The 14,638-nt window shown below is 74.3% G+C and carries 14 protein-coding genes; 5 read left to right on the top strand and 9 right to left on the bottom strand.

Features of this window, described 5'->3' with window-relative positions; translation table 11 throughout:
- Nucleotides 1-3: 3 nt before the first annotated feature.
- Nucleotides 4-912: a hypothetical protein gene (locus tag ACIQBJ_RS11655; protein ID WP_400707450.1), complete on the bottom strand. Its 909-nt coding sequence runs from the start codon at nucleotides 910-912 to the stop codon at nucleotides 4-6.
- A 156-nt stretch (nucleotides 913-1,068) separates the two neighbouring features.
- On the opposite strand from ACIQBJ_RS11655, the gene ACIQBJ_RS11650 reads away from it, so the two are divergent.
- Together ACIQBJ_RS11650 and ACIQBJ_RS11645 are read left to right on the top strand one after the other, a co-directional pair.
- Nucleotides 1,069-1,284 carry a DUF4287 domain-containing protein gene (locus ACIQBJ_RS11650; RefSeq protein ID WP_400707447.1) on the top strand — a complete coding sequence of 72 codons (216 nt, stop codon included), beginning with the start codon at nucleotides 1,069-1,071 and terminating at the stop codon, nucleotides 1,282-1,284.
- A 1-nt stretch (nucleotide 1,285) separates the two neighbouring features.
- On the top strand, nucleotides 1,286-2,077 hold the full coding sequence (locus ACIQBJ_RS11645; RefSeq protein ID WP_400707444.1) for an alpha/beta fold hydrolase: 792 nt from the start codon (nucleotides 1,286-1,288) through the stop codon (nucleotides 2,075-2,077).
- A gap of 7 nt (nucleotides 2,078-2,084) precedes the next feature.
- Here the strand turns inward: ACIQBJ_RS11645 and ACIQBJ_RS11640 are convergent, their stop codons facing one another.
- Nucleotides 2,085-2,540 (bottom strand): MarR family winged helix-turn-helix transcriptional regulator, encoded by a 456-nt coding sequence (locus tag ACIQBJ_RS11640; protein WP_400707441.1) that lies wholly within the window; start codon nucleotides 2,538-2,540, stop codon nucleotides 2,085-2,087.
- A gap of 23 nt (nucleotides 2,541-2,563) precedes the next feature.
- Entirely contained in the window at nucleotides 2,564-3,013 is a 450-nt protein-coding gene (locus ACIQBJ_RS11635) for an SRPBCC family protein (RefSeq protein ID WP_400707438.1), read from the bottom strand.
- A gap of 189 nt (nucleotides 3,014-3,202) precedes the next feature.
- On the opposite strand from ACIQBJ_RS11635, the gene serS reads away from it, so the two are divergent.
- From serS to ACIQBJ_RS11620, 3 genes are all read left to right on the top strand, one after another.
- Nucleotides 3,203-4,498, top strand: coding sequence for a serine--tRNA ligase (serS, locus tag ACIQBJ_RS11630; protein ID WP_400707435.1), 1,296 nt, complete (start codon nucleotides 3,203-3,205; stop codon nucleotides 4,496-4,498).
- A 125-nt stretch (nucleotides 4,499-4,623) separates the two neighbouring features.
- On the top strand, nucleotides 4,624-5,934 hold the full coding sequence (locus ACIQBJ_RS11625; protein WP_400707432.1) for a diacylglycerol/lipid kinase family protein: 1,311 nt from the start codon (nucleotides 4,624-4,626) through the stop codon (nucleotides 5,932-5,934).
- Nucleotides 5,931-6,515 carry a phosphatase PAP2 family protein gene (locus ACIQBJ_RS11620; protein WP_400707429.1) on the top strand — a complete coding sequence of 195 codons (585 nt, stop codon included), beginning with the start codon at nucleotides 5,931-5,933 and terminating at the stop codon, nucleotides 6,513-6,515. Before ACIQBJ_RS11625 ends, ACIQBJ_RS11620 begins: the two co-directional genes overlap by 4 nt.
- 201 nt (nucleotides 6,516-6,716) lie before the next feature.
- Here the strand turns inward: ACIQBJ_RS11620 and ACIQBJ_RS11615 are convergent, their stop codons facing one another.
- Genes ACIQBJ_RS11615 through kdpF form a run of 6 tightly spaced genes read right to left on the bottom strand, consistent with a single transcriptional unit; the run spans nucleotide 6,717 to nucleotide 14,456 of the window.
- The gene (locus tag ACIQBJ_RS11615) at nucleotides 6,717-7,391 is read right to left on the bottom strand and encodes a response regulator (protein WP_400707426.1); all 675 of its coding nucleotides are present in this window, start codon (nucleotides 7,389-7,391) and stop codon (nucleotides 6,717-6,719) included.
- Nucleotides 7,388-9,973, bottom strand: coding sequence for an ATP-binding protein (locus ACIQBJ_RS11610; protein WP_400707423.1), 2,586 nt, complete (start codon nucleotides 9,971-9,973; stop codon nucleotides 7,388-7,390). Before ACIQBJ_RS11610 ends, ACIQBJ_RS11615 begins: the two co-directional genes overlap by 4 nt.
- Nucleotides 9,970-10,578 carry a potassium-transporting ATPase subunit KdpC gene (gene kdpC / locus ACIQBJ_RS11605; protein ID WP_400707420.1) on the bottom strand — a complete coding sequence of 203 codons (609 nt, stop codon included), beginning with the start codon at nucleotides 10,576-10,578 and terminating at the stop codon, nucleotides 9,970-9,972. Before kdpC ends, ACIQBJ_RS11610 begins: the two co-directional genes overlap by 4 nt.
- A gap of 11 nt (nucleotides 10,579-10,589) precedes the next feature.
- Nucleotides 10,590-12,704, bottom strand: a complete 2,115-nt coding sequence (gene kdpB, locus ACIQBJ_RS11600) for a potassium-transporting ATPase subunit KdpB (protein ID WP_400707417.1) — start codon at nucleotides 12,702-12,704, stop codon at nucleotides 10,590-10,592.
- Nucleotides 12,704-14,365 (bottom strand): potassium-transporting ATPase subunit KdpA, encoded by a 1,662-nt coding sequence (gene kdpA / locus ACIQBJ_RS11595; RefSeq protein WP_400707414.1) that lies wholly within the window; start codon nucleotides 14,363-14,365, stop codon nucleotides 12,704-12,706. Before kdpA ends, kdpB begins: the two co-directional genes overlap by 1 nt.
- Nucleotide 14,366: 1 nt before the next feature.
- The gene (gene kdpF, locus ACIQBJ_RS11590) at nucleotides 14,367-14,456 is read right to left on the bottom strand and encodes a K(+)-transporting ATPase subunit F (RefSeq protein ID WP_400707411.1); all 90 of its coding nucleotides are present in this window, start codon (nucleotides 14,454-14,456) and stop codon (nucleotides 14,367-14,369) included.
- Nucleotides 14,457-14,638: the final 182 nt, after the last annotated feature.

Below are 14,638 nucleotides of genomic sequence, written 5' to 3'. Positions count from 1 at the left end.
CGGTCAGCCGCCGTAGGCCCGCAGGGTGAGGAGGGCGGCGAGGGTGACGCCCGGGCGGGCCTCGTGCTCGGTGGCGGGGGACCAGCGGGCCCAGGTGATCGGCCAGCCGCCGTCGGGGAGTTGGCGGGAGACGAGGTGGGCGAGGCCGCGGTCGAGTTCGGCCGGGGTGAACCAGGCGTGGGCGAGGCTGTCGGGGCGGGGCGCGTAGTCGTGCGGGAGGTGGAACTCGCCGGGGGCGTAGCCGGGCGCGAGGCGGACCTGCCCGGGCCGGTCCGGGTCGAGCAGCACCAGTTGCTGCGAGCGCACCGACTCCCCCAGCCTGGCGGCCTGTTCGGCCGCCCAGTCGCGGTCCGGCTCGGCGTCCAGGTAGCCGACGGCGGTGATCACCTCGTACGGGTGGGTGGCGCCGATCGCCTCGATCGCGGCCCGGCAGAAGCGTCGCGCGCCGTCCAGCCAGGGGTGCCGGACGCCCGCGGCGAGCAGCGGGGCGGCGATCTGGCTGGTGGCGAGGAGTTCGCCGGGCGGGTCGTCGGCGATCGGGAGGAACGGCGGGTGGGGGTAGCGGCGGAGGCTGGGCAGGACCGCCGGGACGCCTCCGTCGGGGGTGGTCACCGTGCTTGCCCAGTCGCAGAGTTCGCGTCCGCGCCCGCCCGCGAGGGCGCCGGCCTCGGCGAGGACGCGGGCCGCCGCGCCGGCGGCCAGGGGCTGGGCGGCGGGGCCGCGGACGTCGGGCTCCAGGCCGTAGGCCCAGCCGCCGCCGGGGGCGCGGTGGGCGTCCAGGGCGGCGAGGACGCCCGCCGGGTCGGGGGCGGGGCCGAAGTGGTGGGCGAAGCGCCGCTGTTCGAGGACCCGGCCGGCCGTCCACAGGTAGTCGGCGGCCCGTTCGATCGTGCTGTCGTCGATCCATGCCATGGCCCGACGGTAGGCCGCCGGCGGGCGGCCCGCCCCGGGCGCACCGGCCCGGCGGGGAAGTCGGCGGAAAAACTTCGGCGGACACCGATGAGTCCGGGCGGCGGGGCTCGTCCATACCCGTGACGACACACCGAACGCACCCGTGGAGCGGACATCATGACCACCCCCGTCAAGGGCCCGGCCAGCTACTTCCCGTCGATCGAGCAGAAGTACGGCCGGCCGATCGCCGAGTGGCAGCAGTTGATCACCGACTCGCCGCTGAGCAAGCACATGGAGCTGGTGGCCTGGCTGAAGGCCGAGCACGGCCTGGGCCACGGCCACGCCAACGCGCTGGTGGCGCACACCCTCGCCACCGCCGGGAAGGACAGCTGAGATGACGGACTTCCTGACGTCCGCCGACGGCACCGCGATCGCCTGCGAGGCGGTGGGCGAGGGCCCGGCCGTGGTGATCGTGGACGGCGCGCTGTGCCGGCGGGCGTTCGGCCCCTCGGGCGGGATCGCGGAGCGGCTCGCGGACGGGCACCGGGTGTTCCGCTACGACCGGCGCGGCCGGGGCGAGAGCGGGGCGGGCGGCCCGTACGCGGTGGAGCGCGAGGTCGAGGACCTGGCGGCGGTGATCGCGGCGGCCGGTGGCGGCGCGACGGTGCTGGGGCTGTCCTCCGGCGCGGCGCTGGCGCTGCGGGCCGCGGGGGCGGGCGTCGGGGTGGCCCGGGTGGTGGCGTACGAGCCGCCGTTCAGCACCTCGGACGAGCAGCGGGCCGCGTTCCGGGCGTACCGGGCCGGGGTCGGACAGGACGTCGCCGCGGGGGAGTTCGGCGCGGCGGTGGCCCGGTTCATGGGCTTCGTCGGCTCGCCCGCGTCGATGCTGGGGCAGCTCCGGCAGTCGCCGGCGTGGCCGCTGTTCGAGGCGGTGGCGCCGACCCTGGTGCACGACGCGGACGTGCTGGACGGGGCGGCGGGCGCGCCGGTGCCGGTGGAGCGGCTGGCGGCGCTGGACGTGCCGGTGCTGGTGCTGGACGGCGGGCTCAGCCCGCGGATGCTGCGCGACGCGGCGGAGGCGGCGGCCGCCGCGGTGCCGGGGGCGGACCACCGGACGCTGGCGGGCCAGACCCACGAGGTCGACCCGGGGGTGCTGGCCGCCGCGCTGCGGGACTGGACGGCCTGACGCCGCCTCAGCCCGCCCCGGCCAGGCGGCGCAGCAGGGCGCTGAGGGCGGGGCCGTCGAGGGCGGGCGCGCCGGTGGCGGCGGGGGCGAAGAAGGCGCGGTCGACCGCTTCGACGGCGGGGATGGCGGTGCGGGCCAGGTCGATGCCGCGCGGGGTGATCCGCAGTCGGCGGGCCCGGGTGTCCTCGGGGTCGGTGGTGCGGTCGAGCAGGCCCTTGGCCTCCAGCTTGCGGACCACCTGGGAGGTGGTCCGCACGTCGGTGCCGGCCTGCCGGGAGAGCTCCTGCTGGTTGGGCGCCCCGCCCTGCTCGTTGAGCCACCAGGCGCAGGAGAGCAGGACGAACTGCGGGTGCGTCAGGTCGAGCGGGGCGAGGGCGGCGGCGACCTCGCGCTGCCAGCGCAGGGTGGTGTGCCACAGCCAGAAGCCGGGGCTGTCCGCCGGGCCTTCGGTCAGTCCGTCCATGGGGGCCAGCCTCTCACGCGCCGTCAGGCGGACTGCTCGGCCCGCTCGGACTGCTCGGCCCGCTCGGCGTGCGCGAGCAGGCCGGCCATCGCCGCCGGGAAGTCCTCGGTGATCATCGGCCCGAGTTCGGGGGCGAGCCGCCCGGCCTCCGGGCCGTCGATCTCCAGGCGGTGCACCACCCGGGTGCCGCCGTCGGGGAGTTCGGTGAGGGTGTGCGAGAAGCGCAGGGTGACGCCGCCGAACTCGGTCTCGTCGGCGTAGGCGCGGTTCTCCTCGATCCGGGTGATGACGGAGACGATCGGGTCCTGGCCGACGGGCGTCATGGTGACGGTGCCGCCGACCTCGAACGGGCCGTCCAGCGTGACGGACTCCATCGAGGTGTCCCAGTCGGTCCAGCGGTCGAGGTCGCCGAGCACGGCCCAGACGGCGTGCGGCGCGGCGGTGGTCTCGGCGGTGTGCTCGTGCTCCCACATGGCGGTTCCCCTCGTTCGGCGGCGTGTCCCGATTTACTCTACGCAGAGATTATCTACGCAGAGACTATCTGGCAAGAGGCGTCCCCGCGCACCGTCACCCCCACGGGGAAAGGCGCTGCACCGCGTTCTGCGGCTTTGCTACCGTCGGGGCACATCCACCCTTGGCAGTACCGAGGAGAGCAGACTCCGATGCATGATGCCCGCGTCCTGATCGACCTGGGGGACGAAGCCGTCCGGCTTCTCGCACGTCGCGGCTACCGGCTGGACCTGTCCGCGCTGGAGTCGCTGCAGTCCCGCCGCAACAGCGGCATCCAGGCCGGCGACGAGCTGCGGGCCCGCGCCAAGCAGGTCGCCCAGGAGGTGCAGCGCACCGCCAAGCAGGGCGGCGACGTCACCGAGCTGAAGGAGACCGCCCGTTCGCTCAAGGAGCGGGTGCAGGAGAACGAGGCCGACCTGGAGCAGATCCAGCAGGAGCTGACCGACCTGCTGCTGACCGTCCCCAACCTGCCCTCGGACGACGCCCCCGACGGCTTCTCCGACGAGGACGCCCGCGAGGTGCACCGGATCGGCGAGGTGCCGCGCTTCGACTTCGCGCCCAAGGACCACGTCGACCTCGGCGAGACCATGGGCATCATGGACTTCGGCCGGGCCACCAAGCTCTCCGGCTCGCGGTTCAGCGTGCTGCGCGGCGCGGGCGCGGCCCTGGAGCGGGCGATCACCGCCCTGCTGCTGGACCTGCACACCCGCCGGCACGGGTACGTCGAGCACGCGGTGCCGTACCTGGTGAACCGCCGCACCATGACGGGCACCGGGCAGCTGCCGAAGTTCGAGGAGGACCTGTTCCGGACCGGCGTCGCCGACCGCGACCTGTTCCTGATCCCGACCGCCGAGGTCCCGCTCACCAACCTGTACGCGGACGAGATCGTCCCGCCCGCCGAACTGCCGCTGGCGCTCACCGCGCACACCCCGTGCTTCCGCTCGGAGGCCGGCTCGTACGGGCGCGACACCCGCGGGCTGATCCGGCTGCACCAGTTCTCCAAGGTGGAGATGGTCCGGATCTGCGCGCCCGAACAGGCCCGGGAGCAGATGCTGCTGATGGTCCAGCACGCCGAGACCTGCCTGCAGGAACTCGAACTCGCCTACCGCGTCGTCACCCTGGCCGCCGGCGACACCGGCTTCTCGGCGCGGCTGACGTACGACCTGGAGGTCTGGCTGCCCAGCCAGGACACCTACCGGGAGATCTCCTCGGTCTCGGACTTCGGCACCTTCCAGGGCCGCCGGGCCGGCATCCGGACCCGCGACGAGAACGGGAAGCCGACCCCGGCCGCCACCGTCAACGGCTCCGGCCTGCCGCTGGGCCGCACCATCGCGGCCGTCCTGGAGCAGCACCAGCAGGCCGACGGCTCGGTGCTGCTGCCCAAGGCGCTGCGCCCGTACCTGGGCTTCGCCCGGATCGCCGCCGACGGCACCCCCGCGGACGAGTAGCCGAGGAGTAGGAACCGCGCGCACGGGAAGGCGTGCGGCAGTCCCCCCGCCGGGGCCGCCGCACGCCTTCGTGCTGTCGGCCGACCGGACGGGCGGGGCGGCTGACGGGGCGTTACCTTCGGGGGATGGGAGTGGCGGTGCGGGCGAAATGGCTGGCGCGGGCCTCGATCGGCTGCGGCCTGGCGGCGGTCGCGCTGCTGGCCGCGGGCGCGGGACTGCGCGGCGCGCTGGTGGTGGCGATCGGGCTGGTGGCGCTGGCGCTGATGGCCGTCGGCGGCTGGTGGGCGCTGTCCCGGCGCGGGCCGCTGCGCTGGCTGGGCGTGCTGCTCGCGGTGGCCGCGCCGGTCGCCGCGGTGGCGCTGTACATCGGCGCCGGGACGTGGCCGTGGGTGCTCGGCGCGGTGGCGCTCTGGGCGGTCGGACTGGCGCTGGCCCGCACGGCGCTGCGGGCGGCCGGGCCGCCCCGGCCGATGCCGGAGCGCGAGGTCGACCCGCCGCGCCGGCCGGTCCTGATCATGAACCCGAAGTCGGGCGGCGGGAAGGTCGAGAAGTTCGACCTGGCCGCGAAGGCCCGGGCGCTCGGCGCGGAGGTGCTGCTGCTCGACCCGACGACCCACCAGGACGTGGCCGCGCTCGCCGAACGGGCCGTCGCCGACGGCGCGGACCTGCTCGGCGTCGCGGGCGGCGACGGCACCCAGGCGCTGGTGGCCCAGGTCGCGGCCAAGCACGGGCTGCCGTTCCTGGTGGTCTCGGCCGGCACCCGCAACCACTTCGCGCTCGACCTCGGCCTGGACCGCGCCGACCCCTCCCGCTGCCTGGACGCGCTCACCGACGGCGTCGAACTCCGGGTCGACCTCGGCGAGGTGGACGGCCGGGCCTTCGTCAACAACGTCTCCTTCGGCACCTACGCGGAGGTGGTGCAGAACCCCGAGTACCGGGACGCCAAGGCCGCCACCGTGCTCGCCATGCTGCCCGACCTGCTGGTCGGCTACGCGGGCGCGAAACTCGCCGCCGAGGCGAGCGGGGAACTGCTGGAGCAGCCGCAGGCCGTCCTGGTCAGCAACAACCCGTACGACGCGGGCGACCTGCTCGACCCCGGCCGCCGCTCCCGGATGGACCGGGGCCGGCTCGGCGTGCTCGGCGTCCGGGTCGACGGCGCGGCGCAGGCCGCGGACCTGGCCCTGCGGGGTACGAATGCCGAGGCGGTGAAGATCCTGATGGGCCGCGAGGTGGTGGTGACGGCCGACGTGCCGAGCATCCCGGTCGCGGTGGACGGCGAGGCGCTGGAGCTGGACGTCCCGGTGCGGTGCGTGATCCGCCCCGGGGCGCTGCGGGTCCGGGTGCCCCGGGACCGCCCCGGCACGGTGCAGCCCGCGCCGCCCGTGAAGTGGAGTCGACTGGCCCGACTGGCGGCCAACGGAGGAGCACAGCGGTGAAGACCTGGACGCAGTGGGCGCGGGACGGCCGGGAGACGGTCACCGACCTGTCGGCGATCGACCTGGCGGTGTACACCGCCGTCGCGGCGACGCCGACGCCCGCCCTGGACGCGGGCCTGCGGCGGCTCTCCACGGCCGCCGACCACTCGAAGATCTCGATCGCGGTGGCCTGCGGGCTGGCCCTGGTGCCGGGGCGGCCGCGCCGGGCCGCGCTGCTCGGCCTGGGCTCGGTGGCCCTGGCCTCGGCCGCCGCCAACATCCTCGGCAAGCGGCTGGCCCGGCGGCCCCGCCCCGACCGGGTGGCCGGCAAGGTCCCCGAGGCCCGGCACGTCCCGATGCCCGCCTCGGCCTCCTTCCCCTCCGGCCACACCGCCTCCGCGTTCGCCTTCGCCACCGGCGTCTCCGCCCAACTCCCCTGGGCCGCCGCCCCCTTGGGCGCGCTCGCGCTCTCCGTCGGCTACTCCCGCGTCCACACCGGCGTCCACTACCCGGGCGACGTCCTCGCCGGAGCCTTCCTCGGCACCGTCGCCGGCAGCCTGGTCGCCGGCATCGAGGAATGGCGCCCCGACCTCTTCCGCTGACCCCCGACCACCACACCAGAACAGGCGGCAGCCGCGCCCCGGGCGCCTCCCCGACGGCCCGCCAGGGCAGGCCCCCCGAACCGGACACTCCCGCCCACACCGCAGGCGCCTCCCCGACAGCCCGCCAGGGCAGGTAGCGGCAGCCGAGACTCTCCCCGTCCTCTTCCCCGCCCGCGCCGCAGGCGCTCCCCCGACTGCCCGTCAGGGCAGGTAGCGGTAGCCGAGCCCCGGTTCGGTGAGGAGGTGGCGGGGGCGGTGCGGGTCGGGTTCGAGTTTGCGGCGGAGGGCGGCGAAGTGGACCCGGAGGTAGTTGGTGCGATGGGTGTGGTCGGGGCCCCAGACGGTGTGCAGGATGTGGCGGCCGGGGACGAGGCTGCCGGGCCGGGCGAGCATCAGGGCGAGGATGCGCCACTCGGTGGGCGTGAGCCGGACGGGGCCGTGCGGGCCGGTGACGGTGGTGGCGGCCGGGTCGACGACGTGCGCGCCGATCCGGGCCAGTGGCGGCGGCGTCTCGGGGGCGGGCCGCCGCAGCACCGCGCGCAGCCGGGCGAGGAGTTCGTCCATCAGGAACGGCTTGGTGAGGTAGTCGTCGGCGCCGCCGTCCAGCGCGCCGATCCGCTCGGCGGGGTCGGTGCGCCCGGAGACCACGATGATCGGTGCGGCGGAGTGCCGGCGCAGCCCGCGCAGCACGTCCATGCCGTCGCGGTCGGGCAGGCCGAGGTCGAGCAGGACGGCGTCGGGCGGGTCGGCGGCGGCCAGGTCGAGGGCCTGCCGGGCGGTCTCGGCGGTGTGCACGGTGTAGGCGCGGGCGAGCAGGCCGAGCCGGAGGGTGCGCAGCAGTCGGGGTTCGTCGTCGACGACGAGGACACGGGTCACGGGGCCTCCTCGGGCCGCGGCGGTGCGGTCGCGGCGGGCAGGGTGAGCAGCATGGTGGTGCCGCCGCCGGGGGTGTCCTCGACGTCGAGGGCGCCGTCCATGGCTTCGGCGAGGCCGCGGGAGAGGGCGAGTCCGAGGCCGACGCCGGTGGTGTTGTCGGTGTCGCCGAGGCGCTGGAACGGCAGGAACACCCGGTCGCGGTCCTCGGGCGGGATGCCGGGGCCGCGGTCGACGACCCGAATCTCGACCCGGCCGGCATGGGCGGAGGCGGTGACCAGGACGGGGGCGCCGGGGGCGTTGTGCCGCAGCGCGTTGGCGACGACGTTGGCGAGGACGCGTTCCAGGAGCGGCGGGTCGGCGAGCACGGGCGGGGCGGTGTCGAGGTCGAGGGGACGGACGGGGGCGTGCCGGTCCTGCAGGGTGTCGAGGGCGCGCGGGAGCACCTCGTCCAGGTGGGTGGGCCGCAGGTGCAGGACGAGCGCGCCGGCCTGCAGGCGGCTCATGTCGAGCAGGTTGTCGACGAGTCGGGTGAGGCCGACCAGGGAGTCGTCGGCGAGGGAGAGCAGTTCGTCCCGGTCCTCGGCGGAGAACTCGACGTCGGGGCTGCGCAGCGAGCCGACCGCGGCGAGGGCGGTGGCGAGCGGGGTGCGCAGGTCGTGGCTGACGGCGGCGAGCAGTGCGGTGCGCATCCGGTCGGCGGCCCTGATCGGTTCGACCTCGGCGGCGGCGGTGGCGAGGCGGTCGCGTTCGAGGGCGGCGGCGAGGTGGGCGGCGAAGGCGGTCAGGACGCGCTGGTCGGTGTCGGGCAGGCGGCGGCCGGTGAGCACCAGGACGGCCCCGGCGCCGACCGGGAGTTCGGTGGTCTCCGTACCGGACCGGGCGTTCTCCGTGCTGGGCAAGGGAGTTGACGGTTCGTCGGTGCGGGCGAGCACCCGGCCGCCGGTCCGGTCGAGCAGGGCGGCGGAGTCCAGTCCGAAGGAGGTCCGGGTGCGTTCCAGCAGGGCGGGGACGGCGTCGGCGCCGCGCAGCACCGAGCCGGCCAGGGTGGAGAGGGTCTCGGCCTCGGCGGTGGCCCGGGCGGCCCGGGCGGTCTGCCGCCCGGCGTGGTCGACCACGGTGGAGACGCAGAGCGCGACGGCGGCGAACACGGCGAGCGCGATGAAGTTGTTGGCCTCGCCGATGGTGAAGGTGTGCACCGGCGGGATGAAGTAGTAGTTCAGCAGCAGCGAGGCGGCCAGCGAGGCCAGCAGCGCGGAGACCGCGCCGCCGAGCAACGCGACCGCGACGACGCCGAGTTGGAAGATCAGCGCGTCGGTGGTGAGGTTCAGCGCGGTGTGCGCCTGGGAGAGTCCGGCGGTGAGCAGGGTGGGGACGGCGAGCCCGGCGGCGTACCCGGCCAGGGTGCGGCGGCGGGAGTGCCGGCGGCCGAGCGCGGGGAGGCGGCCGCGGCCGGTGAAGGCGTGCGTGACCATGTGGACGTCGATGTCCTCGGAGCGGTCGACGGTGGTCTCGCCGATGCCGGGCCCGGTGAGGAAGCGGGTGACCCGGCCGCGCCGACTGGTGCCGAGGACCAGCTGAGTGGCGTCGCGGGCCCGGGCGAAGGCGAGCAGCGCCTCGGGGATGTCGTCGCCGACCACCACGTGGTAGCTGCCGCCGAGCGACTCGGCCAGGCGGCGCTGCTCGGCGAGCCGCCCGGGCGAGGCCCCGGCCAGGCCGTCGCTGCGCGAGACGTGCACGGCGAGCAGTTCGCCCGCCGTCCGGTCGGAGATCCGGGCGGCCCGGCGGATCAGGGTCGGGCCCTCGGGGCCGCCGGTGAGGGCGACCACGACGCGTTCCCGGGTCTCCCAGACCCGGTCGATCCGGTGGGTGGCGCGGTAGTCGCGGAGCGCCTCGTCGACCCGGCCGGCCAGCCAGAGCAGGGCGAGTTCGCGCAGCGCGGTGAGGTTGCCGACCCGGAAGTAGTTGGCGAGCGCGGCGTCGACCTTCTCGGCCCGGTACACGTTGCCGTGGGCGAGGCGGCGGCGCAGCGCCTGCGGGGCCATGTCGACCAGTTCGATCTGGTCGGCGCGGCGCACCACCTCGTCGGGGACGGTCTCGCGCTGCGGGACGCCGGTGATCGTCTGCACGACGTCGTTGAGCGACTCCAGGTGCTGGACGTTGACGGTGGTGACGACGTCGATGCCCGCGGCGAGCAGTTCCTCGACGTCCTGCCAGCGCTTGGCGTTCCGGCCGCCGGGGACGTTGGTGTGGGCGAGTTCGTCGACCAGGGCGAGCCCGGGGCGGCGGGCGAGCAGCCCGTCCAGGTCGAGTTCGGGGAACTCGGTGTCGCGGTAGCGCCGTACGGTGCGCGGGAGTTGCTCCAGTCCGTCGAGCAGGCGGGCGGTGCGCGGGCGGTCGTGGGTCTCCAGCCAGCCGACCACCACGTCGGTGCCGCGTTCCCGGCGGCGGTGCGCCTCGTCGAGCATCCGGTAGGTCTTGCCGACGCCGGGGGCGGCGCCGAGGTAGACCCGCAGGCGGCCCCGCCGGCGGCCGGGGTGGCCGTCGGCGGGGTCGCCGGTCGTCGTCCGCAGGCGGTCCGTCACTTCAGTGCTGCCACGGCCAGGTTGAGGGTGACGACGTTGACGCCGGGCTGTCCGAGGAAGCCGAGCGAGCGGCCGTCGGTGTGCTGCTCGACCAGCTGCTCCAGCCGCTCGGCGGGGAGGCCGCGCTCCCGGGCGACCCGGGCGACCTGCTCCTCGGCGTAGGCGACCGAGATGTGCGGGTCGAGGCCGGAGCCGGAGGCGGTCAGCGCGTCGGCGGGGACGCTCGCCGGGTCGACGCCGTCGAAGGCGGCGACGGCGGCCCGGCGCTCCTCGACGGCCTTCAGCAGGTCGGCGCTGTTCGGGCCGAGGTTGGAGGCGCCGGAGGCCCTCGGGTCGTAGCCGCCCGCGGACGGGCGGGGCTGGAACCACTTGGGGTCGGGCCGGGCCGGGTCGTCGGCGTTGGCCTTCGGCAGGTCGAAGGTCTGGCCGAGCAGGCTGGAGCCGGCCTCCTTGCCGTCGGCCTTCACGATCGAGCCGTCGGCCCGGTCGGCGAGGGCGACCTGGCTGATGCCGGTGACCAGCAGCGGGTAGCCGACGCCGAGGATCACGGTCAGCACCAGCAGCATCCGCAGGGCGGTCAGGTGGGTGCGCACGATGGTGGGCATGATGGCCTCTCTCAGCTCAGGCCGGGAATGAACCGGACGACCAGGTCGATCGCCTTGATGCCGACGAACGGCACGACCAGACCGCCGATCCCGTAGATCCCGATGTTCCGGGCCAGCAGCGAACCGGCGTCGGTGGGGCGGTACTTGACGCCGCGCAGGGCGAGCGGGATCAGGCCGACGATGACCAGGGCGTTGAAGACCACCGCCGAGGTGATCGCGGACTGCGGGCTGTGCAGGCCCATGATGTTGAGGTGGGCCAGGCCCGGGTACACCCCGGCGAACATCGCCGGGATGATCGCGAAGTACTTGGCCACGTCGTTGGCGATCGAGAAGGTCGTCAACGCGCCCCGGGTGATGAGCAGTTGCTTGCCGATCTCGACGATCTCGATCAGCTTGGTCGGGTTGGAGTCGAGGTCCACCATGTTGCCGGCCTCCTTGGCCGCCATGGTGCCGGTGTTCATCGCCACGCCGACGTCGGCCTGGGCGAGCGCCGGGGCGTCGTTGGTGCCGTCGCCGGTCATCGCGACCAGCTTGCCGCCCTCCTGCTCCTTCTTGATCAGGGCCATCTTGTCCTCGGGGGTGGCCTCGGCGAGGAAGTCGTCCACGCCCGCCTCCTCGGCGATCGCCCGCGCGGTCAGCGGGTTGTCGCCGGTGATCATGACGGTCCTGATGCCCATCCGGCGCAGTTCGTCGAAGCGCTCGCGCATGCCCTCCTTGACGACGTCCTTGAGGTGGATCACCCCGAGCACCCGGGCCGCTCCCCCGTCCTGCCGGTCGGCGACCACCAGCGGGGTGCCGCCGGCCGCCGAGATGCCGTCGACCAGGTCGGCGACGTCCGCGCCCACCGAACCGCCGTTCCCCGTCACCCAGTTGGCGACCGAACCGGCCGCGCCCTTGCGGACCTCGCGGCCGTCCGTGTCCACCCCGGACATCCGGGTCTGCGCGGTGAACGGCACCCAGGTCGCGTGCGCCAACTCGCCCTGGGCGCGGGCCCGCAGGCCGTACGCGGTCTTGGCGAGGACGACGATGGAGCGGCCCTCCGGGGTCTCGTCGGCGAGCGAGGAGAGCTGGGCGGCGTCGGCGAGTTCCTCGATGCCCACACCGGTGGCGGGGCAGAACTCGGCGGCCTGCCGGTTGCCGAGCGTGATGGTGCCGGTCTTGTCGAGCAGCAGGGTGTTGACGTCGCCCGCGGCCTCCACCGCCCGGCCCGACATGGCCAGCACGTTGCGCTGCACCAGGCGGTCCATGCCCGCGATGCCGATCGCGGAGAGCAGCGCGCCGATGGTGGTCGGGATCAGCGCCACGATCAGCGCGACCAGCACGATCATCGACTGCGGGGCGCCCGCGTAGGTCGCCATCGGCTGCAGGGTGACCACCGCGACCAGGAACACGATCGTCAGGGACGCCAGCAGGATGTTCAGCGCGATCTCGTTCGGCGTCTTCTGCCGGGCCGCGCCCTCCACCAGGGCGATCATCCGGTCGATGAAGGTCTTGCCCGGCTCGGAGCTGATCCTCACCACGATCCGGTCCGACAGCACCTTGGTGCCGCCGGTCACCGCGCTGCGGTCGCCGCCGGACTCGCGGATCACCGGCGCGGACTCGCCGGTGATCGCCGACTCGTCGACGGACGCCACGCCCTCGACGACGTCGCCGTCGCCGGGGATCACCTGGCCGGCCTCGACCACCACGTGGTCGCCCAACCGCAGGGCGGTGCCCGGGACTTCCTCCTCCGCGCCGGAGGCGGGCCAGTCGACCAGGCGGCGGGCCACCGACTCGGTCCTGGCCTTGCGCAGCGTGTCGGCCTGCGCCTTGCCGCGGCCCTCGGCGACGGCCTCGGCCAGGTTGGCGAAGACCGTGGTGAGCCAGAGCCAGACGGTGATCGCCCAGCCGAACACCGACGGGTCGGCGATCGCGGCGACGGTGGTGACCACCGAGCCGACCTCGACGACGAACATCACCGGGTTCTTCACCATCACCCGGGGGTCGAGCTTCTTCACCGCGTCCGGCAGCGCGGCCAGCAGCAGCTTCGGGTCGAGCAGGCCGCCGGAGGAGCGGGGCGCCGCCGGTGGCGGGGCCGCGGGTCCGACGGGGCCGGGTCCGGCGGGTTCAAGGGTGCTGGTGGACATCAGTGGAGACCTTCTGCGATCGGCCCGAGGGCCAGGGCCGGGAAGTAGGTGAGGCCGACGACGATCAGGATCACGCCGGACAGCAGCCCGACGAACAGCGGCTTGTGCGTCGGCAGGGTGCCCGCGCTCGCCGGGACCGGCTGCTGCCGGGCCAGCGAGCCGGCCAGGGCCAGCACGAACACCATCGGCAGGAAGCGTCCGAACACCATCGCCAGGCCCAGTGCGGTGTCGTACCAGGTGGTGTTCACCGTGATGCCCGCGAACGCCGAACCGTTGTTGTTCGCCGCCGAGGTGAACGCGTACAGCACCTCGGAGAAGCCGTGCGGGCCGTCGTTCAGCATCCCGACCCGCTCGCCGGGCAGCGCCGTCGCGGTGCCCGCGCCGATCAGCACGATCACCGGGGTGGTCAGGATGTACAGCGAGGCGAACTTCATCTCCCGGCCGCCGAGCTTCTTGCCCAGGTACTCCGGGGTCCGGCCGACCATCAGGCCCGCCACGAACACCGCGACGACCGCCAGGATCAGCATCCCGTACAGGCCGGAGCCGGTGCCGCCGGGCGCGATCTCGCCGAGCATCATGTCGAAGACCGTGAGCCCGCCGCCGAACGGCGTGAACGAGTCGTGGAAGGAGTTCACCGCGCCGGTCGAGGTCAGCGTGGTGGAGGCCGCGAACAGGCTGGACGCGGCGACGCCGAAGCGCTGCTCCTTGCCCTCCATCGCCGCTCCGGCCGCCTGCAGGGCGCTGCCGCCGTGCTGCGACTCGAAGAAGGTGATCAGCGCGGTCGAGGCGACCCAGAACAGGCCCATCACCGCGACGACCGCGTAGCCCTGGCGGTGGTCGCCGACCATCTTCCCGAAGGCCCGCGGCAGGGCGAACGGGATCACCAGCAGCAGGAAGACCTCCAGCAGGTTGCTGAAGCCGCCCGGGTTCTCGTACGGGTGCGCCGAGTTGGCGTTGAAGAAGCCGCCGCCGTTGGTGCCGAGGAGCTTGATCGCCTCCTGCGAGGCCACCGGCCCGCCCGGTATCGACTGCTGACCGCCCGTCAGGGTGGCGACCTCGTGGAAGCCGTGGAAGTTCTGCACCACGCCGCTCGCCACCAGGACCAGCGCGAAGACGACCGACAGCGGCAGCAGCAGCCGCAGCGAGATCCGGGTCAGGTCGACCCAGAAGTTGCCGACCCGGTCGGTGCGGTGGCGGGTGAAGCCGCGGATCAGCGTGGCCACCACCGCGATGCCGACCGCCGCGGAGACGAAGTTCTGCACCGCCAGGCCCGCCATCTGCACCAGGTGGCCCATCGCGGCCTCGCCGCTGTAGGACTGCCAGTTGGTGTTGGTGGTGAACGAGATCGCGGTGTTCCAGGCCTGGTGCGCCTCCATCTCGGGCACGCCCAGGCTGAGCAGCAGGTGGGTCTGCAGCCGGATCAGCCCGTACAGGAACAGGACCGAGAGGGCGGAGAACGCCAGCACCGACCGCAGGTAGACCGGCCAGCGCTGGTCGGCGTCGCCGTCCACGCCGACCACCTTGTACAGCGCCTTCTCGGCTCTCAGATGCTTCGCCGAGGTGAGCAGCCCGGCGATGTGGTCGCCGAGCGGGCGGTAGCACAGGGCCAGCGCGCCGACCAGGGCGAGCGCCTGCAGCCACCCGGCAAGAGTGTCGCCCATGTCAGAACTTCTCCGGACGGATCAGCGCGAGCACGAGGTACCCGACCAGCGCGGCGGCGACGAGGAGACCCACGACGTTCTCGGTGGTCACAGCTTCTCCACCCCCCGCGCGATCAGGGCGATGACGGCGAACACGGCGACCGTGACACCGACGTAGATCAGGTCTGACATGGCATCCACCAAGGTGGTTCGGAACCGGGGTGCCGACGCGGATTACGTCGACACCCCGACCCAACCAGCGCTTCCGCCCGCCCCACCGCTCCCTGACGCTCC

It is taken from the genome of Kitasatospora sp. NPDC088391 (assembly GCF_044753345.1).
In the GTDB taxonomy this organism is placed as follows: Bacteria; Actinomycetota; Actinomycetes; order Streptomycetales; family Streptomycetaceae; genus Kitasatospora.
This window is presented reverse-complemented; position numbering and strand designations above follow the sequence as displayed.

Coding starts and splice junctions, on each gene's coding strand:
- ACIQBJ_RS11655 (WP_400707450.1), bottom strand. CDS start 912: ATGGCATGGATCGACGACAGCACGATCGAACGGGCCGCCGACTACCTG.
- ACIQBJ_RS11650 (WP_400707447.1), top strand. CDS start 1,069: ATGACCACCCCCGTCAAGGGCCCGGCCAGCTACTTCCCGTCGATCGAG.
- ACIQBJ_RS11645 (WP_400707444.1), top strand. CDS start 1,286: ATGACGGACTTCCTGACGTCCGCCGACGGCACCGCGATCGCCTGCGAG.
- ACIQBJ_RS11640 (WP_400707441.1), bottom strand. CDS start 2,540: ATGGACGGACTGACCGAAGGCCCGGCGGACAGCCCCGGCTTCTGGCTG.
- ACIQBJ_RS11635 (WP_400707438.1), bottom strand. CDS start 3,013: ATGTGGGAGCACGAGCACACCGCCGAGACCACCGCCGCGCCGCACGCC.
- serS (WP_400707435.1), top strand. CDS start 3,203: ATGCATGATGCCCGCGTCCTGATCGACCTGGGGGACGAAGCCGTCCGG.
- ACIQBJ_RS11625 (WP_400707432.1), top strand. CDS start 4,624: ATGGGAGTGGCGGTGCGGGCGAAATGGCTGGCGCGGGCCTCGATCGGC.
- kdpC (WP_400707420.1), bottom strand. CDS start 10,578: ATGCCCACCATCGTGCGCACCCACCTGACCGCCCTGCGGATGCTGCTG.
- kdpB (WP_400707417.1), bottom strand. CDS start 12,704: ATGTCCACCAGCACCCTTGAACCCGCCGGACCCGGCCCCGTCGGACCC.
- kdpA (WP_400707414.1), bottom strand. CDS start 14,365: ATGGGCGACACTCTTGCCGGGTGGCTGCAGGCGCTCGCCCTGGTCGGC.